Genomic DNA, 25,881 nt, shown 5'->3' on the forward strand with positions numbered 1-25,881 from the left:
CCTGACATACCATTGCAACACTCCGTTAAAGCATTGCAATAATATATCAGGCAGTATATACATTTAAAATAATATATCTGATTTATGTGCAAGAAGTCTTGCTCCATTAACTATCATCATAACACCAGCGCCGATACCAAAAGCGATTGTTACAATTCCAAACACAAGATTTGATACGCCAACTGACTTCATTTTTTTATATAATTTTTCTTCCACAACAATCCTCCATTCCTGCTGGCTTGATAAACCAAACTGACTAATTAATTACGCACCCCATACTGTTCATAATAAGTATCTATGGCTGCCTTTAACTTATCGTCAATGACAACTCTGCCTTCACATTCTTTATTATAAAGATGTTCTACAACGTCTGCCATTGAAACAATTGCACTTGTCTCAAAGCCATATCTTTCCTTAATCTCATCTAACGCGCTCACCTTGCCGCCAAGACCTACTTCCATACGGTTAAGTGATACCATAAGACCGATAATTGTAACATCAGCTGCTCCTCTTACCTTAGGAACTGTCTCTTCCATTGACTTACCTGATGTTGTAACATCTTCTATCATAATAACTCTGTCGCCATCTTTTAACTTGCTTCCAAGGAAACTTCCCTTATCTGCACCATGGTCCTTCTCTTCCTTACGGTCTGAACAATAACGCACTTCCTTACCATAAAGCTTAGCATAAGCAACGGCTGTAACTACGCTGATTGGAATTCCCTTATATGCTGGTCCAAAAAGCACATCAAAATCATCACCATATGTCTCGTGAATTGCCTTAGCATAATACTCGCCAAGACGCATAAGCTGTGTACCTGTTACATATGCACCTGCATTCATAAAAAATGGGGACTTTCTTCCACTCTTTAATGTGAAATCTCCAAACTTTAACACATCACTCTCAACCATAAAATCTATAAATTCCTGCTTGTATGCTTCCATTGTATCTAAAACCTCCTGTATATGCGGCTTCGCACTGTTATTGTTATATTGGGTCTATTCTAACATAAAACTTTATTGGTTTCAATGTGTATTTGCATTATCAACAGGCTCTGCGTTGCTTAGTGAAAATTATTTTAAATCTGTAAAATATTACAGACCATTTGTTTGTTTTGTGTTATTCTCCTACTTTTCTTGTTCCAAAAAAATTCATCGGAAGTTCCAAAACGTGTCTGTAATATCCTAATAATAATGCTATATCAAGTTTCTGACTTAAATATAATAAAAGATGTGTTCTAAAAGCATTTAAAATAACTTTAAAAATATTCAATACAATTATTCCAATTGACAATGTTGTGAGTGTCTTCATCAAACTGTCTGGTAAAATATCATCTACTAAAACTTTAAAATAAAATGCTGCTAATATGCCTAATATTGTATATATAAGTGAAGCTATAAATATATGAATTATCAATTTTTTCTGTGGTAATAATAAATGTATAAATCTCTGAAATAAACCTTTAGTTTCATCTCCTGTTTGAAAACTTTCTGATTTCACAAGAAGTATTAGTACTCCACTCCACTGATATTTTGGTGGTTTTCCCTCCTTATGAACATCTCCAAAGAACTTCTCTGGTGTAAGTTTTACAATGCCTGCTCCTGGATCAGCAATAACAACTTGTTTTTTTGTTATTTTATGTATAACTACATAGTGCAATAAATTGCCATCAATTATTACATGTGCAATGCAAGGTAATGGAAACTCTGAAAAAAATGCTTCTTTATCTCCTTTTACACCTTTAGCACTAAAACCTAATGTTTCTGCGGCTTTTATTATTCCATAGACATTCGTTCCTTGCTTATCTGTTCCGGCAACTTCACGAATTCTGGTAATACCAATTTTATAATCATTTTGCTTGCAAATTGTTGCAAGACAGGCTGCCCCACAGTCTGTTATGTCGTGTTGTTTTACACAATAATATCTCATTTGTCTAGCACTCCAATCGCTGATACAATTTTAACCTTAATTGGTAATATTCATCAGTAAACATTTTATCAAAACCTATTTTTCTATAAATATATATGCAACTATTTAATCAAATTCAAGTTTTTATTTTTTTAATAAATAAACATTAACCACAAATAATACTAATATAATTAATATTATAAGAATTCTATTATAATCTACTAACAACATAATACTAAGCACGCCACAAAATGCATTTATACTACTCAAGCAATATTTGTATCTTTTATTCATTTTTATTATCCTCTAACCATAAATCTATATGTCCACATTCTTCACATAAATATGCATTTATTCCTTTTTCAGATTTTTTATCATACTTATTTTTCTTAATCTCATTAACAACTTTTATCTTCCAAATCTGATTTGCTATAAGAGCCATTTTAACCATTTGTTGACTTTGACAGTTTGTACATCTCATTTAAAGTATCCTCCATATAATTACTTTATATATATGCAATAAATTTAAAATACAATACTGTGGGTTGTTTTGATAATTAATCAAATAACAATTTTTACAATCCACAGTATTGCAAAAAATTTAATAACTAATTAGATATAACTTAATATTATCCAAATAATCCTTTCCAAAGCTGTCCTACTGAATAGCTTCCTGCTCCCCATACAGCTCCTCCAAGAGCTCCAACTCCTACAGCAGGCCAAAATGTTCCTCCTGTGCATACCGCTGTGACTCCTCCTGCCGCTGCACCTCCTACACAATTACCTGCTGTTGAAGCTCCAAAATCACTCCAACTCCAACTCCATTCTCCTCCATCAAGTAACAGAATTTCATTTACACTCATTTCACATAACCCATTGCTCATTGTTAATTCCATTTTAATAAATCTCCTTTGTTATATATTTTTTACACTTATATAAAAAGTGATAATCTCTACCTAGGTACTTTTTATAAGCATTAACCATTAAAAAATTTGATATTTTGCGCAATTTATCAAAATTTCCCTTTATATATAAAACAGTTTGCTTTTTGCAAATCTGATTTATAACTATCTTACAAATTCTTTAGACTTATACCCCTATATGTATCTATAAATGGGATTATAATTTTTAAGAACTATTTTTACTTCATTCCAAACAAATCTAACAATACATCATAAACATTTTTCCAATATGTTACTTTTCCTTTTGAACTTCCACCAACTATGTTTATTTGTTCCAATTCTGACATTTCTTTTAATTGTTTTTTATAATTCATATATATCATCTCCTTTCTCAGCAAACATATCACTTCTATATTTCTAATGCAATAAACATGTGCTATTTGGTATTTAAACTGTGCTATTTGGTAAAAATTGACTTAATTTTTATATTCTGTATAATAATATTGTTACTACAGGGGGGATTTATGAATTTTTACAATATATTTTTTGACACAATTGAGAATTTCTTTGATTTTCTAATTATTGATTTGTTTATTAAAAATCACGGTTATAAATCATATTATAAACACATACTCAGACCTATTTTTTTAACATTTAGAATATTCTATGCAATAATAACTTTTCCTAACTGGTTCGTATATATATTAAATATTATTATACTTGCCTATATTTTAGTAAGCTGCAACGGAGCACTTATCAAACGCCTCATTACTGCCATTAAATATTTTATGTATGATTATATTTCCACATTTATAATTATATTACTGCATGCATTATTTTTTAGAGATTTATTGCAAATTGCTTCAAATCAACTTTACACACATTATAATTCGACTTCTGGTATTATCATTTCTTATATCATAGCCTGTATATATTTTAATACTAAAAAAATCAAATTATTAAACACAGCAAAACCCTACATATTTCTATATGATTTTATATCAATTGCAACTATCATCACTTTATCAATAGCACCTATTCTCACTGAACCAACAATACTTAATTCACAGATGCTTATTCCTATGTTTTTTATATTAATCGCACTAATAATCATATTTTGTCTTACCACTTATAGTAGAATTGCAATTACTCTTGAAGAAAATGCTATGAATAAAATTCAAATTGAAAAAGCTGCTATTGAATCTGAATATAATTCTCAGATTGACGATAAATTACAACAGCTCCACACATTAAGACACGATATGAAAAATCACCTTCTTATTATTGACAGTTTGTCTGCTGATGGTAAAAATAAACAAATTCACGATTACATACATAAGATAACTGATGAACTTAACCAGACTCAGACTATATCTTCCACATCATCTACCATATCAGCACTTCTTAACTCTAAAAAGCTCATATGTGATGATAATAAAATAGCATTTGATACACAGTTAGATTTTAACAACATCTATATAAATGACTTTACTCTCATAACAGTGCTTGGAAATATATTAGATAATGCTATAACTGCCGCTTCAAAACTCGATAACGGATATATTAATCTTGCTATTAAACAGGCAGATACATATCTGGCAATACATTGTGAAAATAATCACCACGAAAAAATCAAAAAAAGAGAAGGCCGCTTTATCTCCAGCAAACCTTCTTCTGGCTCTAAGGCTAATCCTTTGCACGGATTAGGTCTTATTAGTGTTACGAATAATGTTAATAAATACGGTGGCACAATTGATATTAACTACAATGATACTACCTTCATTGTTGATATACTTATTCCTAATTACAGATAATAGTATTTAATTATTATCTGTAATTAACAATATTGTTATCTCTACATTTTTCTTTCTTCAAGCAGCTTTCTTATTTTACTCATATGCCTATTCTTCACTTCTTTATAATGACTTCTGCTTAGTGGCACTTCAACGCCATCCCCAAGACATACCACATTTTCTTTAACTTCTTTTATTGCATCAAAATTGACTATATACCCTTGATGCACATATATAAATATATTTTGATCTAACTTACAACAAATCTTCTTTAATGTTTCATAACACGTTATCTCTGCATCTGTACAATGTAAAACGCATTTATTTCTTCGTTTTTCAATATACTGTATAGTCCTTACGTCTACTATTCGGGTATTTCTCGAAACAGGAACCTCTATGTATCGTTCCTCTGCTTCCTTATAATCAAATGTATATTGCACCAATACAACAGCTCTTGACAGCACTCTTTTCAATTCAGCATATGCAACTGGTTTTACAACATATGCTAATGCTTCAACACCATAAGCTTGTATTGCGTATTTATCAAAACTCGTCACAAAACATATTATTACATCTTGTGTAATTTTATGTATCTGCCTTGCCATATCTACTCCATTAATTTCTGGCATTTCAACATCAAGAAATATAATATCATACTTTAAATCATCATTTTCTATATCCTTCAACAATGCCATTCCTGAATTATATGATGTTATATTAATATTTATTTCAGATTCTTCCGAATATACATCTATATATTTAACAATTCTGTCTATATGCACTTGTTCATCATCACATACTGCTATCTCTACTGTTTTCATACTAATCCTCATTTCTTTATTCATAAATAAAATGTATCACAATGACTATACACTTTCAATTGAGATGTGTTATTTGGTATTTAATCAGTGCTATTCAGAATAAATTCTGTATCTAAACACCCATATGAACTGTTGGTCGTGGTACTGCTCCATCTGGTGCTTCAACTGGTGAATTTGAGGCTCTTGAGTTAAGGGATGGTGATAAGTCAAGATATTTAGGCAAAGGAGTTACAAAGGCTGTTGATAATATTAATACAATTATCAATGATACACTTGTAGGTCTTGATGCGTCTGATATATATGCTGTTGATGCTGCTATGATAAAGGCTGACGGAACTAAGGATAAATCTAAGCTTGGTGCTAATGCAATACTTGCTGTATCAATCGCCTGCTGTAGAGCTGCAAGCATTGCTCTTGATATTCCTCTTTATAAATTCTTAGGTGGAATTTCAGGCAACAGACTTCCAGTTCCTATGATGAACATTATTAATGGTGGCTGTCACGCTTTATCATCTGGACTTGATGTTCAGGAATTTATGATTATGCCTGTTGGCGCACCTTCATTTAAAGAATGTTTAAGATGGTGCTCAGAAGTATTCCACGCACTTGCTTCTATATTAAAGGAACGCGGACTTGCAACTTCTGTTGGTGATGAAGGTGGTTTTGCTCCTGCATTAAAGTCTGATGAAGAAGCTATCGAAACTATTCTTGAAGCCGTTAAGAAGGCTGGATATGAACCAGGCAAAGATTTCAGGATTGCTATGGATGCAGCTTCTTCTGAATGGAAATCTGAAAAAGGAAAAGGTTACTACAAGCTTCCTAAGGCTGGTACAGAATATACTGCTGAACAGCTTATCGAGCATTGGGCAGCTCTCTGCGAAAAATATCCTATCATTTCTATCGAAGATGGTCTTGATGAAGAGGACTGGGAAGGCTGGCAGAAACTTACAACAAGACTTGGCGACAAGGTTCAGCTCGTTGGTGATGACCTTTTCGTAACTAATACTGAAAGACTTTCTAAGGGTATAAGCCTTGGTGCTGGTAATGCTATTCTTATAAAGCTTAACCAGATTGGTTCTGTATCTGAAACACTTGAGGCTATTAAGATGGCTCATAAGGCTGGCTACACAGCTATCAGCTCACACCGTTCAGGTGAAACAGCCGATACAACAATCGCTGACCTTGCAGTAGCTCTTAATACCTGCCAGATAAAGACTGGTGCACCTTCTCGTTCAGAACGTGTTGCTAAGTATAACCAGTTACTTAGAATTGAAGAAGAACTCGGTGACTCAGCCGTATATCCTGGAATTAAAGCATTTAATGTTCATTAATTAAATGTATACATAACAATAAGCTGTAAGTGCTAAGATGATTGGCATTTACAGCTTATATTTTTATCTTCTAACCCGATTACATATATTTAACTATTACGTTATATACACAAAATACAAATAAATTATTTATTATTTATCACATATACTGGTGTCTTATAAGCTCCCTGTTTTTCTAACAATCCATTATTTACCATTTCTACAAGAACTATCCTTGCACGTCTTTGCTTTACCTCAAGTAATTCTTCCGCCTGACGTGAAGTTATTTTACCGTTTTCTTTTATATACTCAAGTATTTTTTTCTGCTGTTTTTTAATAATTACATCTTTTTCCAATACTTTTTTATCGGCACTTTTTTGCTATTTATTTCTTCATTCTTTATTACATAGTCATATGAATAATCATCGTCCAATGGAACAATTATTTTAAAAATATCTCCTTCTACAAACCTTGGTTCTTGTCTGGAATAATATTTGCTATATTTAAACAGATTGCGAACTCCTGAGCCAAGCTGGTCGGCGTAACCAATATTTCTAAAAAATGCTGCTATAATTGGATTTTTAGGATTAGGTTCAAGATTATCAACTGTAATAAATCCTCCTCCCATTGCTCGGCTTGCATTTTCTACATACATTCGTTCTTTTTCTATAACAAATTTAGCTGTATAACTGCTTAAAAAAGCAGAACAAAGAGCTCCGCTCTAAATTCCGCTTTTTAACCATTACATATTATCTTATAAAATTCGTAAACACAAATTCAGGTTCTTCTGGCATATTAATTCCCATCTTCATAGCCACATTCTTACAATTTATAAAGAACGCCATATTGTTGCCAAGTACCTGCATAACCTGCATACCTTCTTTATCCTGCTTTACTTCATCAGGAGTTGCTCCGTGTACCATATTCCAGTATCGCGAAGTCACAATAGGCATCTGCATAAGTCCAAAATATTTATTCATCTGATCCCAGGTAGCTGTTGTACCAGCTCTTCTTGCTGATATCACTGCTGCTGCCGGCTTTAGTCTGAAACGTCCGCCTTTACCATTGAGGTCTGCATAGAACACTCTATCCATAAATGATGTAATTGTGCCACAAGCTCCTCCCCAATGTACAGGAGAACCAAATATGAAACCATCATAATCACCAGCAATATCAAGGAATTCATTTACTGAGTCATTAAATACACATCTGTTATTGTCTTTACATTTTTTGCAGGCTATACATCCTGAAAGAGGTTTATTTTCTATCCAGAAAATGTCTGTATCAACTCCATTTTCATTTAATGCCTTTGACACTTCACATAATGCCGTATATGTACAGCCCTCTTTATGTGGGCTGCCATTAACCAATAACACTTTCATCTTAATCCTCTTTTCCAGATTATTTATTTGCTAAGATTAAGTGACTTAACCCATTTAGAAATCTCTGATTCTGATGCTCCGGAACTAAATCTCTGTCCAGCTTTCCAGTTACCTGTACCAGCCATTTTCTGTAACAAATTACCACTATCACCTATTCCTGATGATGCAGATGTACAGAATGGAATAACTGTCTTGCCTGTAAAGTCATTGCCCTTTACAAAGTTATTAACAGGCCATGCAGCAATATACCACCAGATTGGGTAACCTATTAATACTGTATCATAAGAAGCCCAGTTATCTGGTGTAATCTTAGTAAGTGCTACATCCCTGAGGCTCTCATTATTATGTTCCTTAGAAACTCTGCTGTTATTATTCTGCCAGTTAAGGTCGTCATTAGTGTATGCCTGAACTGGTGTTATTTCAAATGTATCCGCACCTATTTCCTTAGCTATTTCCTGCGCTACATTTCTTGTACTTCCTGTTGCTGAATAAAATACTACAAGAGTTTTGCTGCCTGATGCCTCTGTTGTGGTATCAGCTACTTTAGTATCTGCCGATATACTGCTCCCTGAAGTAGTAGAACTTTGTGTTGCCTTAACTGTACTATCTGTTTTGCTTGTTGTATTGCTGGTACTATTGGATGATGTACTTCCACAACCTGCAAGCATACCAAGTGATAACACACAAGCTGCCATAATACATATTATTTTTCTTAATTTCATATATACCTTTCCCTTCTTTATTTATTCTTTAATAACATTATTAATACTGCTCTGATTATTGTATAATTTACCAGTTCTTCTTTTCCTTTGAACTGTCGTTATTATTTTTTCTTTCTTCGACAATATTTACAAACCACTCAACCATCTTAGGATCCTGATGTGAGAAGAATGAACTTTCTACCTTATCAAGTCCTGCAATAGTATTCATATCTTCATCAGAAAGTGTGAAGTCAAATACATTGAAATTCTCTTCCATTCTTTCAATATGAGTTGATTTTGGAATAACCACAATACCTCTTTGAATATGCCAGCGAAGCATAACCTGTGCTGGAGTTTTTCCATATTTCTTAGCAATCTCATCAATGACTGGATTATCGAAAGTACCTCCTCTTCCTTCTCCAAATGGTGCCCAAGCCTCTAACTGAATTCCATATTTATCAGCCCATTCTTTCAATTCCTTCTGCTGGTTAAAAATATGTGTTTCTACCTGATTAATCATTGGCTTAATTCTGTTAAATGATGCAAAATCAACCATTCTGTCAACATAGAAGTTAGATATACCTATTGCTCTTATCTTGCCTTCATCATATAAATCTTCAAGGGCACGGTATGCACCATAGGCATCTGAAAATGGCTGGTGAAGAAGTACTAAATCAAGATAATTTGTCTTTAACTTTTTCATAGACTCAAGAACTGACTTCTTAGCTTCTTCATATCCATAATGCTCAATCCATACCTTTGTTGTGAGGAAAATTTCTTCTCTTGGTACTCCTGATTTTTCAATTGCATTACCAACCTCTTCCTCGTTGAAATAACTCTGTGCTGTATCAATTGCTCTGTATCCAACTTTAAGAGCATCAAGAACACATCTTTCACATTCATCCTTAGTTACCTGATATACGCCATAACCTAATATTGGCATTTTTACTCCATTGCTTAATGTTACATATTCCATTACCTTATCCTCCTATTTAACAAACTATATTTTAGAATTGTTATATATATTTACAACTCCCTGTAATGACTATTGTGCAGATGACTACATAACCATAAAACATATACATACTGACATCGTACTGACATAATCAGTACCTTTTTATTATGCAGTCATCTGCTCTCTTTACATCTTTATTATAATACATATCTCTTATATAAGAAGTCTCTATTAGTTTTGCAGTTATAACCATTAGGTTATAACTATTTTTAAGGCTATTTTTAAAACTATTTTCAAAATTGTATTTAAAACCTTTTAAACTTAACCATTATTTATCTAACCTTTGCAAATAACCAGTTCATAATACTCTCGTCCCTTACAAATAATGAACCGCCATATCCGTGCTGATTAGTAATTCCTTTACTTGTAAAATACGATGTCGGTTTAATATCCAGCACTAACAGTTTATCTATATCACTATCACTTAAACCCTGCTGCCTATATAAGCTGTGAAGTTCATTGTAAGCCTTACGTGATGGTTCTGAACCATAATATTCATCTTTCTCACCTATAACAAAATATACTGGTGTCCTGCTATTAACAACCTTATCATACGCTCCGTCCCACTGTGAACTGCATTGAAGATAGGCTGTATATAGCTCCGGCTGCATACCCATAACCCGTGACATAGTCTCTCCGCCTCCAGAGTACCCTTCAGCATATACTCTCGACTTATCAATATTATAAGCATCAAGAAAATATTCTGTAAGCGCTATTGTCTGTCTTGCCGAAGTGTCACCACAGTCATTAAGCTGCGGTGCAACTATAATCATCTTAGGAATATAATCTCTTGCAGCAAATCCAAATTCTTCTGTCCTTACATTTTCTCCAACACCTTGGAAATACAGACCTTGATAACCCGGAAGTGTCATAAACAGCGCATAACTTTCACTTCCATCATAATCATCTGGTATGTATACATTATAATGAATATCACCTTCTGTTGCTGAATGTAATACATTATCAAGAACAAAACCTCTATATTCTTTTGTTCCATTTTCTACATTATAATTATCAGCTTTATTAATAGAATTATCTTCATCTGATATTACATCAGAACCAGTATTAGTTGTATTATCCTCATTAGTGCCTGAATTCACCGAATTATTTATTCCAGTTGTCTGCCAAACTGACACTGGTTTATTATTAACACTGCCACAGGCTGACAGACTTATCATAAGTGTAATTGAAACAATCATATATAGCATTTTTCTATTCATACATTTTCTCCTGTATTACACATTAAGTCTCACTGGCACTCTTGCCTCAATGCCGTTATGTACAAGCACTGTTAGATATTTTTTCCAAACTTTATAGCTTCTGTCCTATCAGTTGCCATTCCTTTATAATTCATTCCATAAAGTCCTGCAAATTGCTTCATAGTATACTCACCAGCTTCCAGCATCCATTTTTCCGGTGCTGCTCCCTGAAATAGAAAATACATATCTCTTCCCTGTAATTCACTTTCACTTACAAGACCATAAAATCTATCAAGCACATTTCTTACTGAACCACATATATTATGCCAGTAAAGTGGTGAACCAATGACAATTGTATCTGCTTTCTTCATCTTATCAATTACAACACCAAGTTCATCGTCTTCATAATTCTGGCCATAGCTGTATATCTTTAAATCTGTAAGATTTATTGTTTCATACTCTTTTCCTGATAATAATGCATCTGCAAGCTTCTTTGTATTACCTTCCTTGTTAGGACTTCCGTTAATAAATAAAATTTTCATTTTAATTCTCCTTTTCTACCACACTATTTAATATTATTTTTTTACCAGCTTTTTATATTATTTTCTGTAATTTGTCTTTTTTATCAGTTTGCTGAAGCAATAGCTAATCATTGCTATTAATGCCATAACAGCAACATAATCTAATATAAAAAACATTACATTTTCTGTATAATCATAAAATACAAAATGTACTTTCATCAAAAGATATGCACCTATCTGTCGCTTATTAAAAGCATATATTCCATAAATGCCAGCTATCAGTACTATTATTCTTGAAAGCCATCTTCTATATACATATCTGTCCTTGAACAATCCAGACACCATACCAACAACCATATTCCAATGCAGTCCAAGATGAAGTGACATTACGACAAATCCCCAATATGCGCAGAACATATGCACCTGTCTTGCTGCTATCGTAGTACCAGCAATTGTTACAGCTTTAAATATATGATTAGACAGAAGTATTCCGCTTATCATTGACCCCAGCATTAGTATCAGCATAGCTATCACAAGTAATGTCTGATATATTCTGAAAATAGTATATCTGCCTTTTGCCAATGCACCTATCCATTTTCTGTTTAATATATGGTGAACTATAAACAGCACAAGCATTGCCATTCCAATCCACTCATGGGCTGTCTCTCCTATAAGACTATACGGCATAAGCAATAACAGGCTTACTGTAAGACATATGTCTATTAATATTTTTGCCATTAGTTTTCTGTTCATTTTATTATTCCTTTCATATTACTTTCCCAGAAACTTACTGCATTATTAATCCAGCCTTCTGCCACCGTTCCCTGTCCTAAACCAAAACCGTGTGACAAACCATTAAACACTTCAATCTCTGCATTAGTTCCGTTACGTTTTATCTGATTAATGTATCTTTCCATACTTCTATACGAAGCTATTCCATCACTTGTACCAACACACGCATATGTAGGAGGTTCATTTCCCTGCACCTGTGAAAGTCCTGTATACTGCATAATAACTGATGCTGGCTTTGGATATGTCTTTTCACCAAAAGTTGATGTTCCATATGAACCAAGCCACGCCGCCATTCTTGCTCCTGCTGAACCACCCCAGAGTGAATAATCTGTCATATCTATGTTAAGTTCAGCTGAGTGCTCGTACAGAAATGCTATTGCTCTTGCAAGATCTTCACACGCTGTCTGTGCTCCTGGTCTGTATATTAATGCAAATGCATTATAACCCTTTTTAGATAATTCCAATGCGTGCGGAAAACTATCGTGTATTCCTGCAACATATACAAAACCACCACCAGCATTGACTACAGCACTTTTGGCATTATCATTACCTTTAAAGAAAAATATTCCTGTATTTTGTTTCTCTGGATCATCGGCTTTCTCACTATCACTATATATATCATAAAATATCTGTCTGCCGCTCTCAGCTTCATTTCTTAAATAATTAACAATCTCTACAGTTTTGTCTGTATTAATCTCACTATACCAGGGAAGTATTGAACTTATATTTTCCAATGTCAAATCATTGCTTATTCTCATATCAACAGGAAATATTAATCTTCCATAATTACCAAATGCTTCATCATTAATAACATCTATTACTCTTGTATCCTTTGTATATTTATTATTACTATCTTTATCTGACTGCATATTATCTCCACTATATTCATTCTTTCTTATATTGTCTTCCTGATTACTGATGTTATTTGTACTTCTTAAATTCTGCTCTGCCATATTATTATTATTATTATCTGTATTATCAGCACTTCCACATCCATACAGTGTCATAACACCTATAAGCAGTAACACTACCTGTGTAATTCTTAATCCTGTACTCATACTTCACCTCACTTTTAATACTTCTTGATTGTATTATAAAAAAAAGGACTTCATTTAAGAAGTCCCGATTAGTTATTCAGTATTAACCTATTGGTTATTGCTTAACTTTTCTACAGCTTTAATAAGCCTTTTTACTTTGTCAGATGGCTCTTTAGAATATAATAACCCATATAGTATCTTATAATCCCAGTCCACTGGTATTATCTTTATTAATGGATGTACGCTTTCCCAGCTTTTTATTGTAAGCAATAACCCATTATTATTCTCACATCTGTTAAATGCATCAACATTATAAAGCTCTATATCTGTTATATTAATCCCCGGATAATTCTTTATCAAATCAGAACGGAGCTTATCGTTATAAGTACTCCACCCCTTATACATAAGCATAAGGTTCTCTCCTTCCATATCCTCAAGATTAATTATATTCTTTCTGGCTAGTCTGTGATGAAACGAAACACCCACACAAAAAGGTTCCATTGATATCTTTATTCCATCACACCCACGCAGCTTTAACAAAGCCTCATCAAATATTCCTGCCACAACATCTATATTCTTTCCAAGATTACCCAGTATCTCTCTTGCATTCTCCGTTGTATTCTCAAATGGAACTAACTGAAACTTCATATCTGGATATAATCTTTGTATCTCTGGCCATAATTCAACAAATATCTGCGGAGGTGTAACTGGTGATATTCCAACCCTTATAACATCATCTGATATCTGCATAGCATCCTTAGCCCTCTTCACTGATTCCCTGCAATAATCAATCACATACCTGGCATCATTATATATTGACTTTCCTGCCTCTGTCATAACCAGCCCTCTATGAGTACGATTAAATAATTGCAGACCAAGGCTTGCCTCTAAAGAATTAATCTGCTTTATAACCGCTGGTGAAGATATAAAAAGCTTTTCCGCCGCCTTGCTAAAGCTTCCCGACTCAACTACACATATAAAAGTTTCTAACTGCGAATTGTACATCATCTTACGTCATCCTCCATATTATTACAATACTAAATATGTTCTTTGTTAATTAACTATGTTATAAGCATAGCACTCGGTAGTAACTACCGGTCAAGTCGTTTATATTTATTTAATAATTATGAATAATGTATTCTTATTCCATCCCTTCCTCAAGCCACTTAGCAATATTAGAAAAGTCTATAGCAAGGTCACCACCATAGATATTCACTGGAACCGGCTTGTCAAATCCATATATAACAGGATAGTTGTCACCTTCAAAATAATATACAAGTATCTTCGCCTGCACGAAATCCACTATCCAATATTCACGGACACCAGCTTCCATATACTTTGACAGCTTAAGGGCATAGTCCCTTTTCTTAGTAGATGGAGATATTACTTCAAGAACAAAATCCGGTGCTCCATATATTCCAAATCTCTTAATCTTGGAAGTGTCACATATTATGCCAACATCTGGCTCAACCATTGTCTTATTATCGCAGTCAAGCTGTACATCTACCGGTGCAATAAATGGACGGCAGCTTCCGTTATGCTCCATAATATAATTAGCAATCTGACGGTGTATTTCTCCTGCAATTGACTGATGTCCAAATGTAGGCGACAGCATTGTATAGAAATATCCATCAATTAACTCAACTCTCTGATCCTCTGGTAAGGCATAATAATCATCAAGCGTATAACTTCCATTCCTGTCAGTCTTATAAGAAGCCGCAGCCTCGCACACTACAGATTGCTCTGTGAAAATCTGTTCAAGTGCCAGAAGCGTATCATAGCGTGGACTTTCTGTTTCACCAGAAAATATCTTCTGTATTGTTCCTAATGGTACTCCCGATAACTCTGCCATCTGTGCATAAGTATACCCTTTCTCTTTCTTCTTATCCTTCATCTCCTGAATAGTCATATGCAGCACCTCCGTATAATAGGTCTAATGTCTATAAGTTACTTTAATTAAAGTATAGGAGGTGAATTTCCATTTGTCAACCGGTATTATATATAATTTTAACCGTTACTATAATAAAGTTTCCATTTTTTAACCGTTTATCTTTATTAATTTACCATTTAATCTTTTAACAATTTATTGCATTAAATGACATATTCCTTATGCTATATACTATATAACCTTCTTAATCCACTTACCGCTAAAGTATCTGCTTACAAAGACTATTCCTCTTACTGTCCAGTCTGCGAACATACCATACCACACTGCCATTGGTCCCATATTGAATACCTTAACAAGACCAATACACAATGCAACCCTGCAACACCACATAGTTGTCATTGATGTTATCATTGAGAACTTTACATCTCCTGCCGCTCTCATTCCGTATGCTGGAACGAATGAGAATACCCACGCAATTGGCTTATATATTGTTATCGCACCAACCATCTCTATACACATTCTTGCACTGTCTGTCTCCATTCCACCAAGAACCGTTATAGGACGTACAAGTGCATACACGATAATACAAGATACAATAATTCCTATCTCTGCTATTCCGCACAATTTGACTATGTAATACTTGGCTTCTTCTTTTCTTCCTGCTCCAAGACACTGTCCTACAACAGTCATAAGGCATATACCAACACCTATTCCAAAGACACCATTAACATTTTCTAATATATTAGTCATAGCCTGTGCCGCAATAGCCGCTGTTCCCATAGTTGATACTGTTGACTGGATTGCAAGCTTACCGAACTGGAACATACTGTTCTCAATTCCTGACGGAACACCTATCGCAAGTATCGAGCCTATAAGCTTATAATCAGGTCTTATCTTATGATATTCTGATACTACTATATCTATCTTTGGCTTGGATAATGCAATAAATATAACAACCATACAGAACACTCTTGATACAAGTGTTGATATAGCTGCACCTGCAACTCCCATATTAAATACGAACATAAGAAGTGCATTTCCACATACATTTATTACGTTAGAGATTACTGATACCATCATAGGATATCTTGAATTACCACACGATCTGAATATCGCTGAGCCTGCACTAAACAACGCAAGAAATGGATAACTTAACGCTGTATACAGAAAGTATGTTACTGCATTGCTCATAACCTCAGGTTCTACCTTACCAAATATAAAACTTAAAAGAGGTCTTCTTAATATAAGTCCTGCTATTGTTATGACAACTGCTATTGTGGCAACTGTAAGCACAACCTGTCTTGCCGCCTTATTAGCACCCTCACGGTCTTTCATTCCTATATAATGTGAACATATAATTGCCGCACCTGTAGCCATAGCAGAAAATAACTGTACGATAAGGTTATTAACCGAGTCAACAAGCGATACACCCGATATTGCCTGGCTTCCAAGGTTACTTACCATCATAGTATCCACCATACCCATAAATGAGTTAAGCAGCTGTTCGACAACTATTGGTATAAGAAGTGCAAACAGTGCTTTATTGTGAAACATCAGATTATCCTTATCAATATCAAATAATTTCTTTTTATCTGCTAATAATTTACTCATAAAAATTGACGCTCCATTTCTTAACTAACTTACCTCGTATAAGATAATCAATTAATAAGCGAACGTCAACCTTTATTTACATATTTAACTGCAATATTTACATACTTTAACTACAATATTTGTATATTTAATTATATAATGATGCCGGGGTCAAAAGCCCCGACTTTGATACCTACTAATATCAAATCAGTATACTGCCTATACTGTCATATTATCAGCAAATACAACTCTTATAGTAGTTCCCTTTCCTAATTCACTTTCAAGCTCTATATGTGCATTATGGTGTTTAGCTACTATATGCTTTACAATCGCAAGCCCAAGTCCTGTACCACCAGTAGATTTTGACCTGCTCTTATCAACTCTGTAAAATCTTTCAAATATCCTGTCCTGATGTTCCTTAGGTATTCCTATACCGTTATCCGCTACTTCAAGAACATTTTCAGTCACACCATTATTCTGTCTTGTATACACAGATACCTTAACCTTTCCACCCGGATTATTGTAACGTATCGCATTATCACACAGGTTATATATAAGCTCCTCAAGCATCTGCTTATCAGCAGTAATATTAACATCACTTCCTGTAACATCAATAATAATGCTGTGCTTCTGTGCACTTATCTCAAGCATCTGCACCGTTGACCTGGCTGTTTCATACAGATTAACTGTCTCGAATATTTCTTCTGTCGATATGGCATCAAGCTCTGATATCCTTATAATATCATTGATAAGCGAGAGAAGTCTTTGTGAGCTTTTATGTATTTCACCTGCAAATCTCTTGGCATCATCACCTGCCGCCATACCACTTTCAATAAGCTCAGAATAGCCTGATATTGATGTCAGCGGTGTCTTTAATTCGTGCGAAACATTTGCCGTGAATTCCTGCCTCATATTGGCATTGCGCATAATATCCTCGTGTTGCCTTTTAATAGTTGTAACAAATGGAACAAGCTCCTTATATACTTTAACCGACTCCGAAGCATCCATATTATTGGCAAGATACTCAATCGGCTCAACAATGCTTTTTGTCAGAAAATGTGAACTTATCATACAGATTATAAAGAGAATTACACATAACACAATTATAACAGGGAGCATACTTGTCATAATACTCGTCATACTGCTTACTTCCCTTGAAACTCTTAGCACATATCCATTATCAAGTGCAACTGCATAATAATAAGAATTCTTATTAAGTGTTACGGACCTTCTTATGTCACATCCATAACCATTCCGTCTAGCCGCAACAACCTCAGGACGTTCGTTATGATTTTCCATTTTATCAATATCAACAAGTGTATCGACTACCGCATAACCCTGTGAATTAATAAATGTTATTCTAAGATTTCCATCGTAATTATCAATTACCTTCTGTTCAACTATATTGTCAGGGTCTGTTACCATTCCCCATGCATCTGCACCAATAAACACATCTATGTAATTGTGCATATCTTCAAGCACTTCATGCTTTAGTACATTGTAGAACACAGTACACGCTATAGATACAGATGCCACAATAGTAACAAGTGCCATTATCATATACAAAAGATTAATTCTTTTTTTCATTATTTGGCCTCATCATCCATAAAATATCCTACATTACGGACAGTCTTTATATAATTACCAGCCGTACCAAGCTTATGTCTTAATGTCTTGATATGAACATCAAGAGTTCTTGACTCGCCCTCGTAATCTGTACTCCATATTCTGTCCATTATATTATCCCTTGTCAAGACAATTCCACGGTTAAGTGCAAGATATTTTAATAATTCATACTCTTTATAAGTAAGCTCAACAGGTTTATCATCGACATATGCAACTCGTTTTTCATCATCAATAAAAAGACTTCCAATTCCTATAAGCTTCTCTTCATCAGAACTTCCTGTCCTTCTAAGAAGTGCTTTAACTCTTGATATTAATTCCATAATTCCAAATGGTTTGGTTATATAATCATCAGCTCCAAGGTCAAGTCCTTTAACTTTATCAAGCTCTGTTGTCTTAGCTGTAACCATTATAACAGGAACTCTTCTTGTCTCTGGAGTCTGTCTTATCTTTCTTAATATCTCTAATCCATCTTCATCTGGAAGCATAACATCAAGAAGTATCATATCTGGTATTCTGTCTCTCATAAGCTTATGAAATTCTTTGCCGCTTGCACACTCAACAACTGTATGCCCTGCATTCTTTAAAGCAAAGCTTTCAATCTCGCTTATATTTTTATCATCTTCAACAACATATACATATGCCATAATATCCTCGATTTCTGCGACAGATTTCAGCATATTAATACATTTTATCTTTAAAAAATTATACAAAATGTATCCGCTGATATCTACGCTTTACACAAATTTTCTAGTTTCTGGAAGTCTGTATTTTTCCTTGTATTCTTTATATTCTCTTGCAAACTGCTGGTTATCCCTGTTCTTCATTGCATCAAGATATTCGTGTGTATCAAAATTTTCCTTATCTGACTGGATAACATCTACTGCTATATTAGAACAATGGTCTGACACTCTCTCAAGATTATTAAGAATATCTGAATGTGCAAATCCCAGTTCAATAGTACATTTTCCTTCTCTTAATCTTCTTATATGTCTAGCTTTAAGCTCAACTGTTAATGTATCAATAAGTTCTTCTAATGGTTCAACTTTATCTGCTTCTTTAATATTATTAGTCTTAAAGGAATCAAAGGATATATCTACAACCTCTCTTACTGCCGAACATAATATATTTAACTCCGTCTTAGCTTTAGGTGAGAATTCCATCTGCTTATTATGCAATTCTCTTGCAGAGTCGCACAGATTACAGGCGTGGTCTGATATTCTTTCAAAATCGCCTATGCTGTGAAGCATCATATTAAGTGTCTCTGAGTCATCTTTATTAAGTATCTTGGTACTTATCTTCATAATATATGTACCAAGCTCATCTTCATATTTATCAACCCTGCTCTCAAGCTCACCAACATACAATGCCTTATTCTCATCATAATTACCGATAAGTCCAAGTGCTGTAAATAATGACTCCCTTGATATATCAGCCATATTGCCTATAACTGTCTTACAATGTTCAACTGCAAGGCTTGGTGACTCAAGAAATCTGTCATCTAAAAGTGCAAATTCATTAACACTCTGTCTTTCCATAAGTGCCTTTTCCTCATCATCAACCCTTATAGTCATATATGCGAGCTTCTCAAGCACATTTCTTAACGGAAGAAGAAGTGCAGTTGTAATAATATTAAAGGTTGTATGTATTACCGCAATTCCCATCTCATTAGCTGTATCATTCAGAAATGAAAAATGTACAAACATATTAACTGTATAGAACACCGTCATAAATACAACTGTACCTATAACATTAAAGTACAGATGAACTATAGCTGCTCTTTTACCATTCTTGCTTGCACCAATACTTGATAACATAGCTGTTGCACAAGTACCGATATTCTGTCCCATTATTATAGGAAGAACAGTTGAATAGCTTAATATTCCTGTAGAACATAATGCCTGTAATATACCAACTGAAGCTGATGAACTCTGTATTATTGCTGTAAATACAAGTCCTGCAATCATACCAAGTATTGGGTTTTTAAATGTTGTTAATAAAGCCTGAAACTGTGGGACTTCGGCAAGCGGCTCTACAGATGAACTCATAGCTTCCATACCATACATAAGAAGTGCAAATCCAATAAATATCTTAGCTGGATTTTTAAATTTGTCTTTCTTTAGGAATACAAGCATCACAACACCAATAACTGCAAGGATTGGTGAAAATGATGTTGGCTTCAACATTCTTATAAATAAATTATCACTCTCAATACCAGTAAGGCTTAATATCCATGAAGTTATGGTAGTACCTATGTTAGCACCCATTATAATGCCAATTGCCTGTCTTAACTTCATAATACCTGAATTAACAAAACCTACAACCATAACGGTCGTCGCTGATGATGACTGTATAACTGCTGTAACACCAGCTCCTAAAAGAACAGCCTTTATCGGGTTAGAAGTAAGCTTTTCAAGTATATTCTCTAACTTTCCTCCTGATGCTCCCGTTAAGCCTTCACCTAATAAATCCATTCCATAGAGGAATATCGCCAATCCTCCAAGTAATGCTAATACACCAAATATATCCATTTTTCCTCCAAAATTTCTTATAGACTTTACTTTTTGTTTACATTTTGGAGTGTAAAACAGTTATATGAAGCTTATATGAACCTTATGTAAATTCAATGTAAAATGTAAAATTAATGTTAAATAACAATTATTGATTATTATTTATCATCTGGGTGCTGACCTGTTATAGAGAATATAACCCATTCTGATATGTTAGTCGCATGATCCCCTATTCTCTCAAAATATTTAGCAGCCATCAGCAGATCTGATGCCTGCTCACCTGCATTAACATCTTCGTGAATCATAGCTATAAGCTCAGCCTTTACCTTGTTGAATAAATCATCAACAACATCATCGTGTACGATAACCGTCCTTGCCTTATCCATATCCTTGTTAACAAATGCTTCAACACTCTGGACTAGCATTACCATAGTTTCTTTAGCCATCTGCTGTATATGGTCAAGCTTCTTAATATATGATTCTTTAGAAAGTTCTATTGTAATCTCTGAAATATCAGTTGCATGATCCCCTATTCTTTCCATATCTGTAATCATCTTTAATGCTGCTGATATAAGTCGTAAATCCTTTGCAACCGGCTGCTGCTGTAATAATAACTTAAGACATAACTGTTCAATCTCACGTTCCTGATGATCAATCTCCTCGTCATATTCTATTACATTTGAAGCAAGTTCAATATCCTGATTAACAAGTGCCTTTACTGTATCAGATATAGCCTTCTCAATCATGCCACCCATTTCGATTAATTCATTATTAAGTTGTACTAACTGTCTGTCAAATCTATTTCTCATATTAACCTCTTTTCCTGTGCTTCTATTGGCACACGGTCTAACACTCAATTATTTCAATATTGCTGACAGGTTCTATTAAGTTAATATGATGAATTCTCTGGTCATTACAGATTATCTTTTTCTATATATTATAAAACGTCTGTTTAATGCCCTTAACGCACTTCTGAACGCTTTCGCTCTCTTAGGATACTTAAACATCGCTCCAATCTTGTTATACATATAAAAAGAATATACAAGCACTTTGTTAAGCTTTCCTATCTTGTCCTTGGTTGTATATATATATCTTGTTCCACCAACCTTAGGATGATTGCCATCTTTATAATATTTTATAAGGTCGTCCTCTGTCTTTATTGTATCTGGAATAAGTGTATATCCCATACCAACACAATTACTGTTATGGGCATCACTTCCGCCTGTAAGTGCTACCCTGCACCCCTTGGCGAACTTTCTTGCATACTTATTGCTTTTATCACTCTCGCAGGCATTATAACCTTCTACGAAATCAAAATGAACCATATGTGCAATCTGCTTTGACTGATTCCAGTACATAGTAGATGCAAAGCTCATAAATGGTTCTCCATAAGGATGTGCAGGTCCTAATATTCCATCACAACAATGGACAATATATATAAGCTTATCTAAAGTAAGGCCCTTATATCTCATAAGCTCATACACCTCTTTAGGTGTATCCTGTGGAAGAATAACTATAAAATGTCCGAACTCCAGACTATCATATTCTATGCCTCTTAATACCACGAAATCATCATATTTCTTACCATATGAAAGATACGCATCATATCCACCATATGAGTCATGGTCTGTTACAACCATTCCTTTAAAACCTTTGCTCTTAAGTACCTTGATATAATCATCTATCCCAACCTTGGCATCTACTGAACCTTCGGCTGTATGACAGTGCATATCGAATTTAACGTATTCCATATAATAAATACCTCGCATTTATATATCTATATTAATTAATCACATTACAACTAATTAACTTTATTATACTTCTTAAATATTTTAATAACAAGGTACTAAAATATGTAATTATCAGCCAAAACGTCCTGTAATATAATCTTCTGTCTTCTTGTTCTTAGGCATAGAGAATAACTGCTCTGTCTTGTCGTATTCAATCATCTCTCCTAACAAGAAGAAGGCTGTATTATCTGATATTCTTGTCGCCTGCTGCATATTGTGTGTTACCATTATTATTGTATAATCATTCTTTAACTCAATCGCAAGGTCTTCAATTCTTGAAGTTGATATTGGGTCAAGGGCTGATGTCGGCTCATCCATAAGAATAACCTCAGGTTCAACTGCAAGAGTTCTTGCAATACATAATCTCTGCTGCTGTCCACCTGAAAGTCCAAGAGCTGACTTTTTAAGTCTGTCCTTCACCTCGTCCCATATAGCAGCCTGTTTTAAAGCTTTTTCTACTATAATATCAAGTTCTGCTTTCTTGTGCACTCCAAATAACCTTGGTCCGTAAGCTATATTGTCATATATGCTTTTAGGAAATGGATTAGGCTGCTGGAATACCATTCCAACCCTGTGTCTTAATGTTATGTCGTCCATCTCTGTAAATATATTGGCTCCGTCAAGGTATACTTCACCATCAATCTTAACACCCTCAATTAAGTCATTCATTCTGTTAAGTGTCTTTAAAAATGTAGATTTACCACATCCAGATGGTCCGATAAATGCTGTAATCTGATTTTTAGGAATATTCATATTAATATTTTTTAATGCGTGAAAATCCCCATAATGAAGATTAAGATTTTTGATTACAAATTTATCATCACCTGTATAATTACTGCTTCCATTTTCAGAATTCTTATTCATATCTATATTACTCATACTTATCCTCATTTCTACGCTTTCTCACCAGAGTTCTTCTTATTTATCTTATTACTTAACACGTTAGCTCCTATGCTGAATGCAAGCACAAGTATAAGAAGTACTGCTGATGCAAGGTTAGCCAGGTCCTGATTTTGTCCATTAACCTGTAAATCCCATATCTGCAATGATAATGTCTCTGCTGAACGAAATGGGTTAAGTGGACAGGTTGATGATGCAAGATTCCAGTTGCCCCATCTTATGTTAGTTCCTGAACCTGTTGTATACAAAAGAACTGCCGCTTCACCAAAGCCTCGTCCTGCTGCAAGTATTACACCTGTCATAATTCTTGGAAGGCAGGCTGGCAGTAATATGTGGAATATTGCCTGCCAGCGTGTTGAACCAAGTCCCATACCCGCTTCAAAATATCCCTTAGGGAGTCCTTTTATGGCATCCTCTGTTGTTGTTGTTATAAGTGGCAGTGTTATGATTGATACGGACAATGCTCCAGCCATAAGGCTTTTATCCAGTCCTATAATTACAAGAAAGATGAGGTAGCCAAATAAACCAACAACAATAGATGGAAGTGACGAAAGTGTCTCTATACATATTCTTATGAACTTTGTAATAAGTCCTCCCTTGGCATATTTTGCAAGATATATTCCAGCAAATGTTCCAATTGGTACTGTTATAAGCAATGACAAGAATACAAGATATATCGTATTAAAAAGCTGGTTGCCTATAGCACCACGCCTTGTAAAGCCGAACATTGAAAGTTTTGCACCCGCAAAGCCCTTAATAATTACATATCCGGCAAATGCAGCAAGAAGTACAAAGAAGAATACGGCTATACAGTAAAATATAACTGTAATTACTCTATCCTGTGCCTTGGCACGTTTTATCCTATTCATATAATCTCCATTTCTGTGCACGCTTCTGCGCACAAATATTCATTTTCACCCTTTATTAACTTTAACAGGTGATTTTAATTAGTCTTTGCACCCTTCTTTTTATTTCCAGATTCTTCTGACTGCTTAGCAGACAGAAAATGTATTAAAAATATGAACAAAAGTGATATAAGGAACAAAAGCAATGCAAGTGTCCACAACGCTGTCTTAGTTTCTCCGCCTTCCATCGCATTTCCCATCTGGGCTGTTATCTCTGTTGTAAGTGATTTGGTTGTTGAGAATATGCTGTCTGGAAGTGCTGTTGTCTGTCCTATTACCATTGCAACTGCTAATGCCTCTCCAAATGCTCTTGCAAGACCAAGTATTATACCTGAGAATATTCCAGAAGCTGAAGCTGGAAGCACTATCTTATATATTGTCTGCCAGCGTGTTGAGCCCATTCCATAAGCTCCCATTCTGTAGTCCTTAGGAACTGATCTGTTTGCATCTGCTGACACACTTGTTATTGTAGGGAATATCATTATTGCAAGCACAATACCTGCCGCTAATATTGAATGTCCTACCTGTCTGTGAAACATATCTCTTATAAATGGCACAAGCACGGTAAGTCCGACCCAGCCATATACTACTGAAGGAATTCCTGCAAATATCTGGATTACAGGGCGGTAAAATTTTTCACCAAATTTAGGTGAAATCTCTGTCATAAATATAGCTGAACCAAGTGCAAATGGTGTCGCAATAAACAGTGCAAGACCACAGGTGCTTAATGAACCTACTATAAATATAAGTGTACCTACTGAACCGCCGCCTTCCATATTGTCTATAGGTGCCCAGTCAGGTGAAAACAGGAACTCACCGATTGAATGATTGAATTTTAAGAATGTTCCTGAACCCTTGTATACAAGAAATCCACCTATTCCAAGAGTAAGCACTATAACGAAAAGACCACACAGGGTGACGATTGTACGCCACAGGTACTCTTTGGTAAACATACCTCTTTTAATATTCATACTTTCTCCATTCTTAACATATAAAATGTGGCTGTTATATGTTCAACGGTTGGGATTAATAGCTACGGACGTTATGCGGAGTGTTATATTACCGCTGGGCACGCTCCCGCTACTTGAAACCGTAGCGGTACTAAGCGGCTAAAGGACAGCCACTAAGTGCCGACGGTTTCAACAGTACCCAGCTTGCAATATAACACTCCACACAACTGGGTTGCGATTAATCTGCGTTGAATTGTTTATCAGCTTTATGTATCTTCTTTACTCTTTGTTATTTATTCTTCGTTATTTGCTCTTTGTTATTTCTTTTTTACATTTTCATTTTA

29 protein-coding genes and 1 pseudogene are annotated in these 25,881 nt (G+C 34.6%); 2 read left to right on the forward strand and 28 right to left on the reverse strand.

Annotated elements, in window-relative coordinates; genetic code table 11:
• Positions 1-63: 63 nt before the first annotated feature.
• The 7 genes from WMO42_RS06780 to WMO42_RS06810 form a co-directional block, all read right to left on the reverse strand.
• Positions 64-216: a hypothetical protein gene (locus tag WMO42_RS06780; RefSeq protein ID WP_022502334.1), complete on the reverse strand. Its 153-nt coding sequence runs from the start codon at positions 214-216 to the stop codon at positions 64-66.
• A 44-nt stretch (positions 217-260) separates the two neighbouring features.
• Positions 261-944, reverse strand: coding sequence for an orotate phosphoribosyltransferase (gene pyrE, locus WMO42_RS06785; RefSeq protein ID WP_022502335.1), 684 nt, complete (start codon positions 942-944; stop codon positions 261-263).
• A gap of 175 nt (positions 945-1,119) precedes the next feature.
• Entirely contained in the window at positions 1,120-1,929 is an 810-nt protein-coding gene (locus WMO42_RS06790; RefSeq protein WP_349191847.1) for a cysteine peptidase family C39 domain-containing protein, read from the reverse strand.
• Between the two features lie 265 nt (positions 1,930-2,194).
• Positions 2,195-2,389 (reverse strand): hypothetical protein, encoded by a 195-nt coding sequence (locus WMO42_RS06795; protein WP_022501534.1) that lies wholly within the window; start codon positions 2,387-2,389, stop codon positions 2,195-2,197.
• A 148-nt stretch (positions 2,390-2,537) separates the two neighbouring features.
• Entirely contained in the window at positions 2,538-2,804 is a 267-nt protein-coding gene (locus WMO42_RS06800; protein WP_022501535.1) for a hypothetical protein, read from the reverse strand.
• 245 nt (positions 2,805-3,049) lie between these two features.
• Positions 3,050-3,184: a hypothetical protein gene (locus WMO42_RS06805; protein WP_022501536.1), complete on the reverse strand. Its 135-nt coding sequence runs from the start codon at positions 3,182-3,184 to the stop codon at positions 3,050-3,052.
• Between the two features lie 602 nt (positions 3,185-3,786).
• Entirely contained in the window at positions 3,787-3,924 is a 138-nt protein-coding gene (locus WMO42_RS06810) for a hypothetical protein (protein WP_349191850.1), read from the reverse strand.
• 52 nt (positions 3,925-3,976) lie between these two features.
• Here WMO42_RS06810 and WMO42_RS06815 point away from each other — a divergent pair, with 52 nt between their 5' ends.
• On the forward strand, positions 3,977-4,624 hold the full coding sequence (locus WMO42_RS06815; RefSeq protein ID WP_349191852.1) for an ATP-binding protein: 648 nt from the start codon (positions 3,977-3,979) through the stop codon (positions 4,622-4,624).
• 41 nt (positions 4,625-4,665) lie between these two features.
• Here WMO42_RS06815 and WMO42_RS06820 read toward each other — a convergent pair whose 3' ends face one another.
• Positions 4,666-5,424 (reverse strand): LytTR family DNA-binding domain-containing protein, encoded by a 759-nt coding sequence (locus WMO42_RS06820; RefSeq protein ID WP_349191854.1) that lies wholly within the window; start codon positions 5,422-5,424, stop codon positions 4,666-4,668.
• A gap of 128 nt (positions 5,425-5,552) precedes the next feature.
• Here WMO42_RS06820 and eno point away from each other — a divergent pair.
• A pseudogene (eno, locus tag WMO42_RS06825) lies at positions 5,553-6,755 on the forward strand (phosphopyruvate hydratase); the annotation flags it as partial.
• A gap of 125 nt (positions 6,756-6,880) precedes the next feature.
• Here the strand turns inward: eno and WMO42_RS06830 are convergent.
• From WMO42_RS06830 to pstC, 20 genes are all read right to left on the reverse strand, one after another.
• Positions 6,881-7,090, reverse strand: coding sequence for a helix-turn-helix domain-containing protein (locus WMO42_RS06830; RefSeq protein ID WP_055176287.1), 210 nt, complete (start codon positions 7,088-7,090; stop codon positions 6,881-6,883).
• The gene (locus WMO42_RS06835; RefSeq protein WP_055176291.1) at positions 7,075-7,389 is read right to left on the reverse strand and encodes an ATP-binding protein; all 315 of its coding nucleotides are present in this window, start codon (positions 7,387-7,389) and stop codon (positions 7,075-7,077) included. The genes WMO42_RS06830 and WMO42_RS06835 overlap by 16 nt, the downstream gene beginning before the upstream one ends.
• Before the next feature lie 94 nt (positions 7,390-7,483).
• Positions 7,484-8,116: a flavodoxin family protein gene (locus tag WMO42_RS06840; RefSeq protein ID WP_055306748.1), complete on the reverse strand. Its 633-nt coding sequence runs from the start codon at positions 8,114-8,116 to the stop codon at positions 7,484-7,486.
• A 23-nt stretch (positions 8,117-8,139) separates the two neighbouring features.
• Positions 8,140-8,838, reverse strand: a complete 699-nt coding sequence (locus WMO42_RS06845; RefSeq protein ID WP_055306749.1) for a flavodoxin — start codon at positions 8,836-8,838, stop codon at positions 8,140-8,142.
• Between the two features lie 67 nt (positions 8,839-8,905).
• On the reverse strand, positions 8,906-9,793 hold the full coding sequence (locus tag WMO42_RS06850) for an aldo/keto reductase (protein WP_349191856.1): 888 nt from the start codon (positions 9,791-9,793) through the stop codon (positions 8,906-8,908).
• A gap of 311 nt (positions 9,794-10,104) precedes the next feature.
• Complete coding sequence (locus WMO42_RS06855) at positions 10,105-11,052, reverse strand: prolyl oligopeptidase family serine peptidase (protein ID WP_055176304.1); 948 nt, start codon at positions 11,050-11,052, stop codon at positions 10,105-10,107.
• Positions 11,053-11,123: 71 nt separating this feature from the next.
• The gene (locus tag WMO42_RS06860) at positions 11,124-11,573 is read right to left on the reverse strand and encodes an NAD(P)H-dependent oxidoreductase (RefSeq protein WP_055176307.1); all 450 of its coding nucleotides are present in this window, start codon (positions 11,571-11,573) and stop codon (positions 11,124-11,126) included.
• Positions 11,574-11,630: 57 nt separating this feature from the next.
• Positions 11,631-12,290: a DUF4405 domain-containing protein gene (locus WMO42_RS06865; RefSeq protein WP_349191858.1), complete on the reverse strand. Its 660-nt coding sequence runs from the start codon at positions 12,288-12,290 to the stop codon at positions 11,631-11,633.
• 11 nt (positions 12,291-12,301) lie between these two features.
• Positions 12,302-13,402, reverse strand: coding sequence for an alpha/beta hydrolase (locus WMO42_RS06870; RefSeq protein WP_349191860.1), 1,101 nt, complete (start codon positions 13,400-13,402; stop codon positions 12,302-12,304).
• Between the two features lie 87 nt (positions 13,403-13,489).
• Positions 13,490-14,389 carry a LysR family transcriptional regulator gene (locus WMO42_RS06875; RefSeq protein ID WP_055176311.1) on the reverse strand — a complete coding sequence of 300 codons (900 nt, stop codon included), beginning with the start codon at positions 14,387-14,389 and terminating at the stop codon, positions 13,490-13,492.
• Positions 14,390-14,522: 133 nt separating this feature from the next.
• The gene (locus tag WMO42_RS06880; protein WP_349153544.1) at positions 14,523-15,290 is read right to left on the reverse strand and encodes a Uma2 family endonuclease; all 768 of its coding nucleotides are present in this window, start codon (positions 15,288-15,290) and stop codon (positions 14,523-14,525) included.
• A gap of 210 nt (positions 15,291-15,500) precedes the next feature.
• On the reverse strand, positions 15,501-16,880 hold the full coding sequence (locus WMO42_RS06885; RefSeq protein WP_022501541.1) for an MATE family efflux transporter: 1,380 nt from the start codon (positions 16,878-16,880) through the stop codon (positions 15,501-15,503).
• Positions 16,881-17,078: 198 nt separating this feature from the next.
• Positions 17,079-18,446 (reverse strand): ATP-binding protein, encoded by a 1,368-nt coding sequence (locus tag WMO42_RS06890; RefSeq protein ID WP_022501542.1) that lies wholly within the window; start codon positions 18,444-18,446, stop codon positions 17,079-17,081.
• Complete coding sequence (locus WMO42_RS06895) at positions 18,446-19,129, reverse strand: response regulator transcription factor (RefSeq protein ID WP_022501543.1); 684 nt, start codon at positions 19,127-19,129, stop codon at positions 18,446-18,448. Before WMO42_RS06895 ends, WMO42_RS06890 begins: the two co-directional genes overlap by 1 nt.
• A 90-nt stretch (positions 19,130-19,219) precedes the next feature.
• Positions 19,220-21,013 (reverse strand): Na/Pi cotransporter family protein, encoded by a 1,794-nt coding sequence (locus WMO42_RS06900; RefSeq protein ID WP_349191862.1) that lies wholly within the window; start codon positions 21,011-21,013, stop codon positions 19,220-19,222.
• A gap of 137 nt (positions 21,014-21,150) precedes the next feature.
• The gene (gene phoU, locus WMO42_RS06905; RefSeq protein ID WP_055176319.1) at positions 21,151-21,801 is read right to left on the reverse strand and encodes a phosphate signaling complex protein PhoU; all 651 of its coding nucleotides are present in this window, start codon (positions 21,799-21,801) and stop codon (positions 21,151-21,153) included.
• Between the two features lie 111 nt (positions 21,802-21,912).
• Positions 21,913-22,743, reverse strand: coding sequence for a PHP-associated domain-containing protein (locus tag WMO42_RS06910; RefSeq protein ID WP_070101489.1), 831 nt, complete (start codon positions 22,741-22,743; stop codon positions 21,913-21,915).
• Positions 22,744-22,854: 111 nt separating this feature from the next.
• The gene (pstB, locus tag WMO42_RS06915) at positions 22,855-23,646 is read right to left on the reverse strand and encodes a phosphate ABC transporter ATP-binding protein PstB (protein ID WP_055306810.1); all 792 of its coding nucleotides are present in this window, start codon (positions 23,644-23,646) and stop codon (positions 22,855-22,857) included.
• A 29-nt stretch (positions 23,647-23,675) separates the two neighbouring features.
• A complete protein-coding gene (gene pstA, locus WMO42_RS06920) occupies positions 23,676-24,551 on the reverse strand; it encodes a phosphate ABC transporter permease PstA (RefSeq protein ID WP_349191863.1) in 876 nt (291 codons plus the stop codon).
• Positions 24,552-24,625: 74 nt separating this feature from the next.
• Positions 24,626-25,558, reverse strand: a complete 933-nt coding sequence (gene pstC / locus WMO42_RS06925; RefSeq protein WP_349191865.1) for a phosphate ABC transporter permease subunit PstC — start codon at positions 25,556-25,558, stop codon at positions 24,626-24,628.
• Positions 25,559-25,881 lie beyond the last annotated feature (323 nt).

Source organism: Lachnospira sp. CLA-JM-H23 (assembly GCF_040096425.1).
Lineage (GTDB): Bacteria > Bacillota > Clostridia > Lachnospirales > Lachnospiraceae > Lachnospira > Lachnospira rogosae.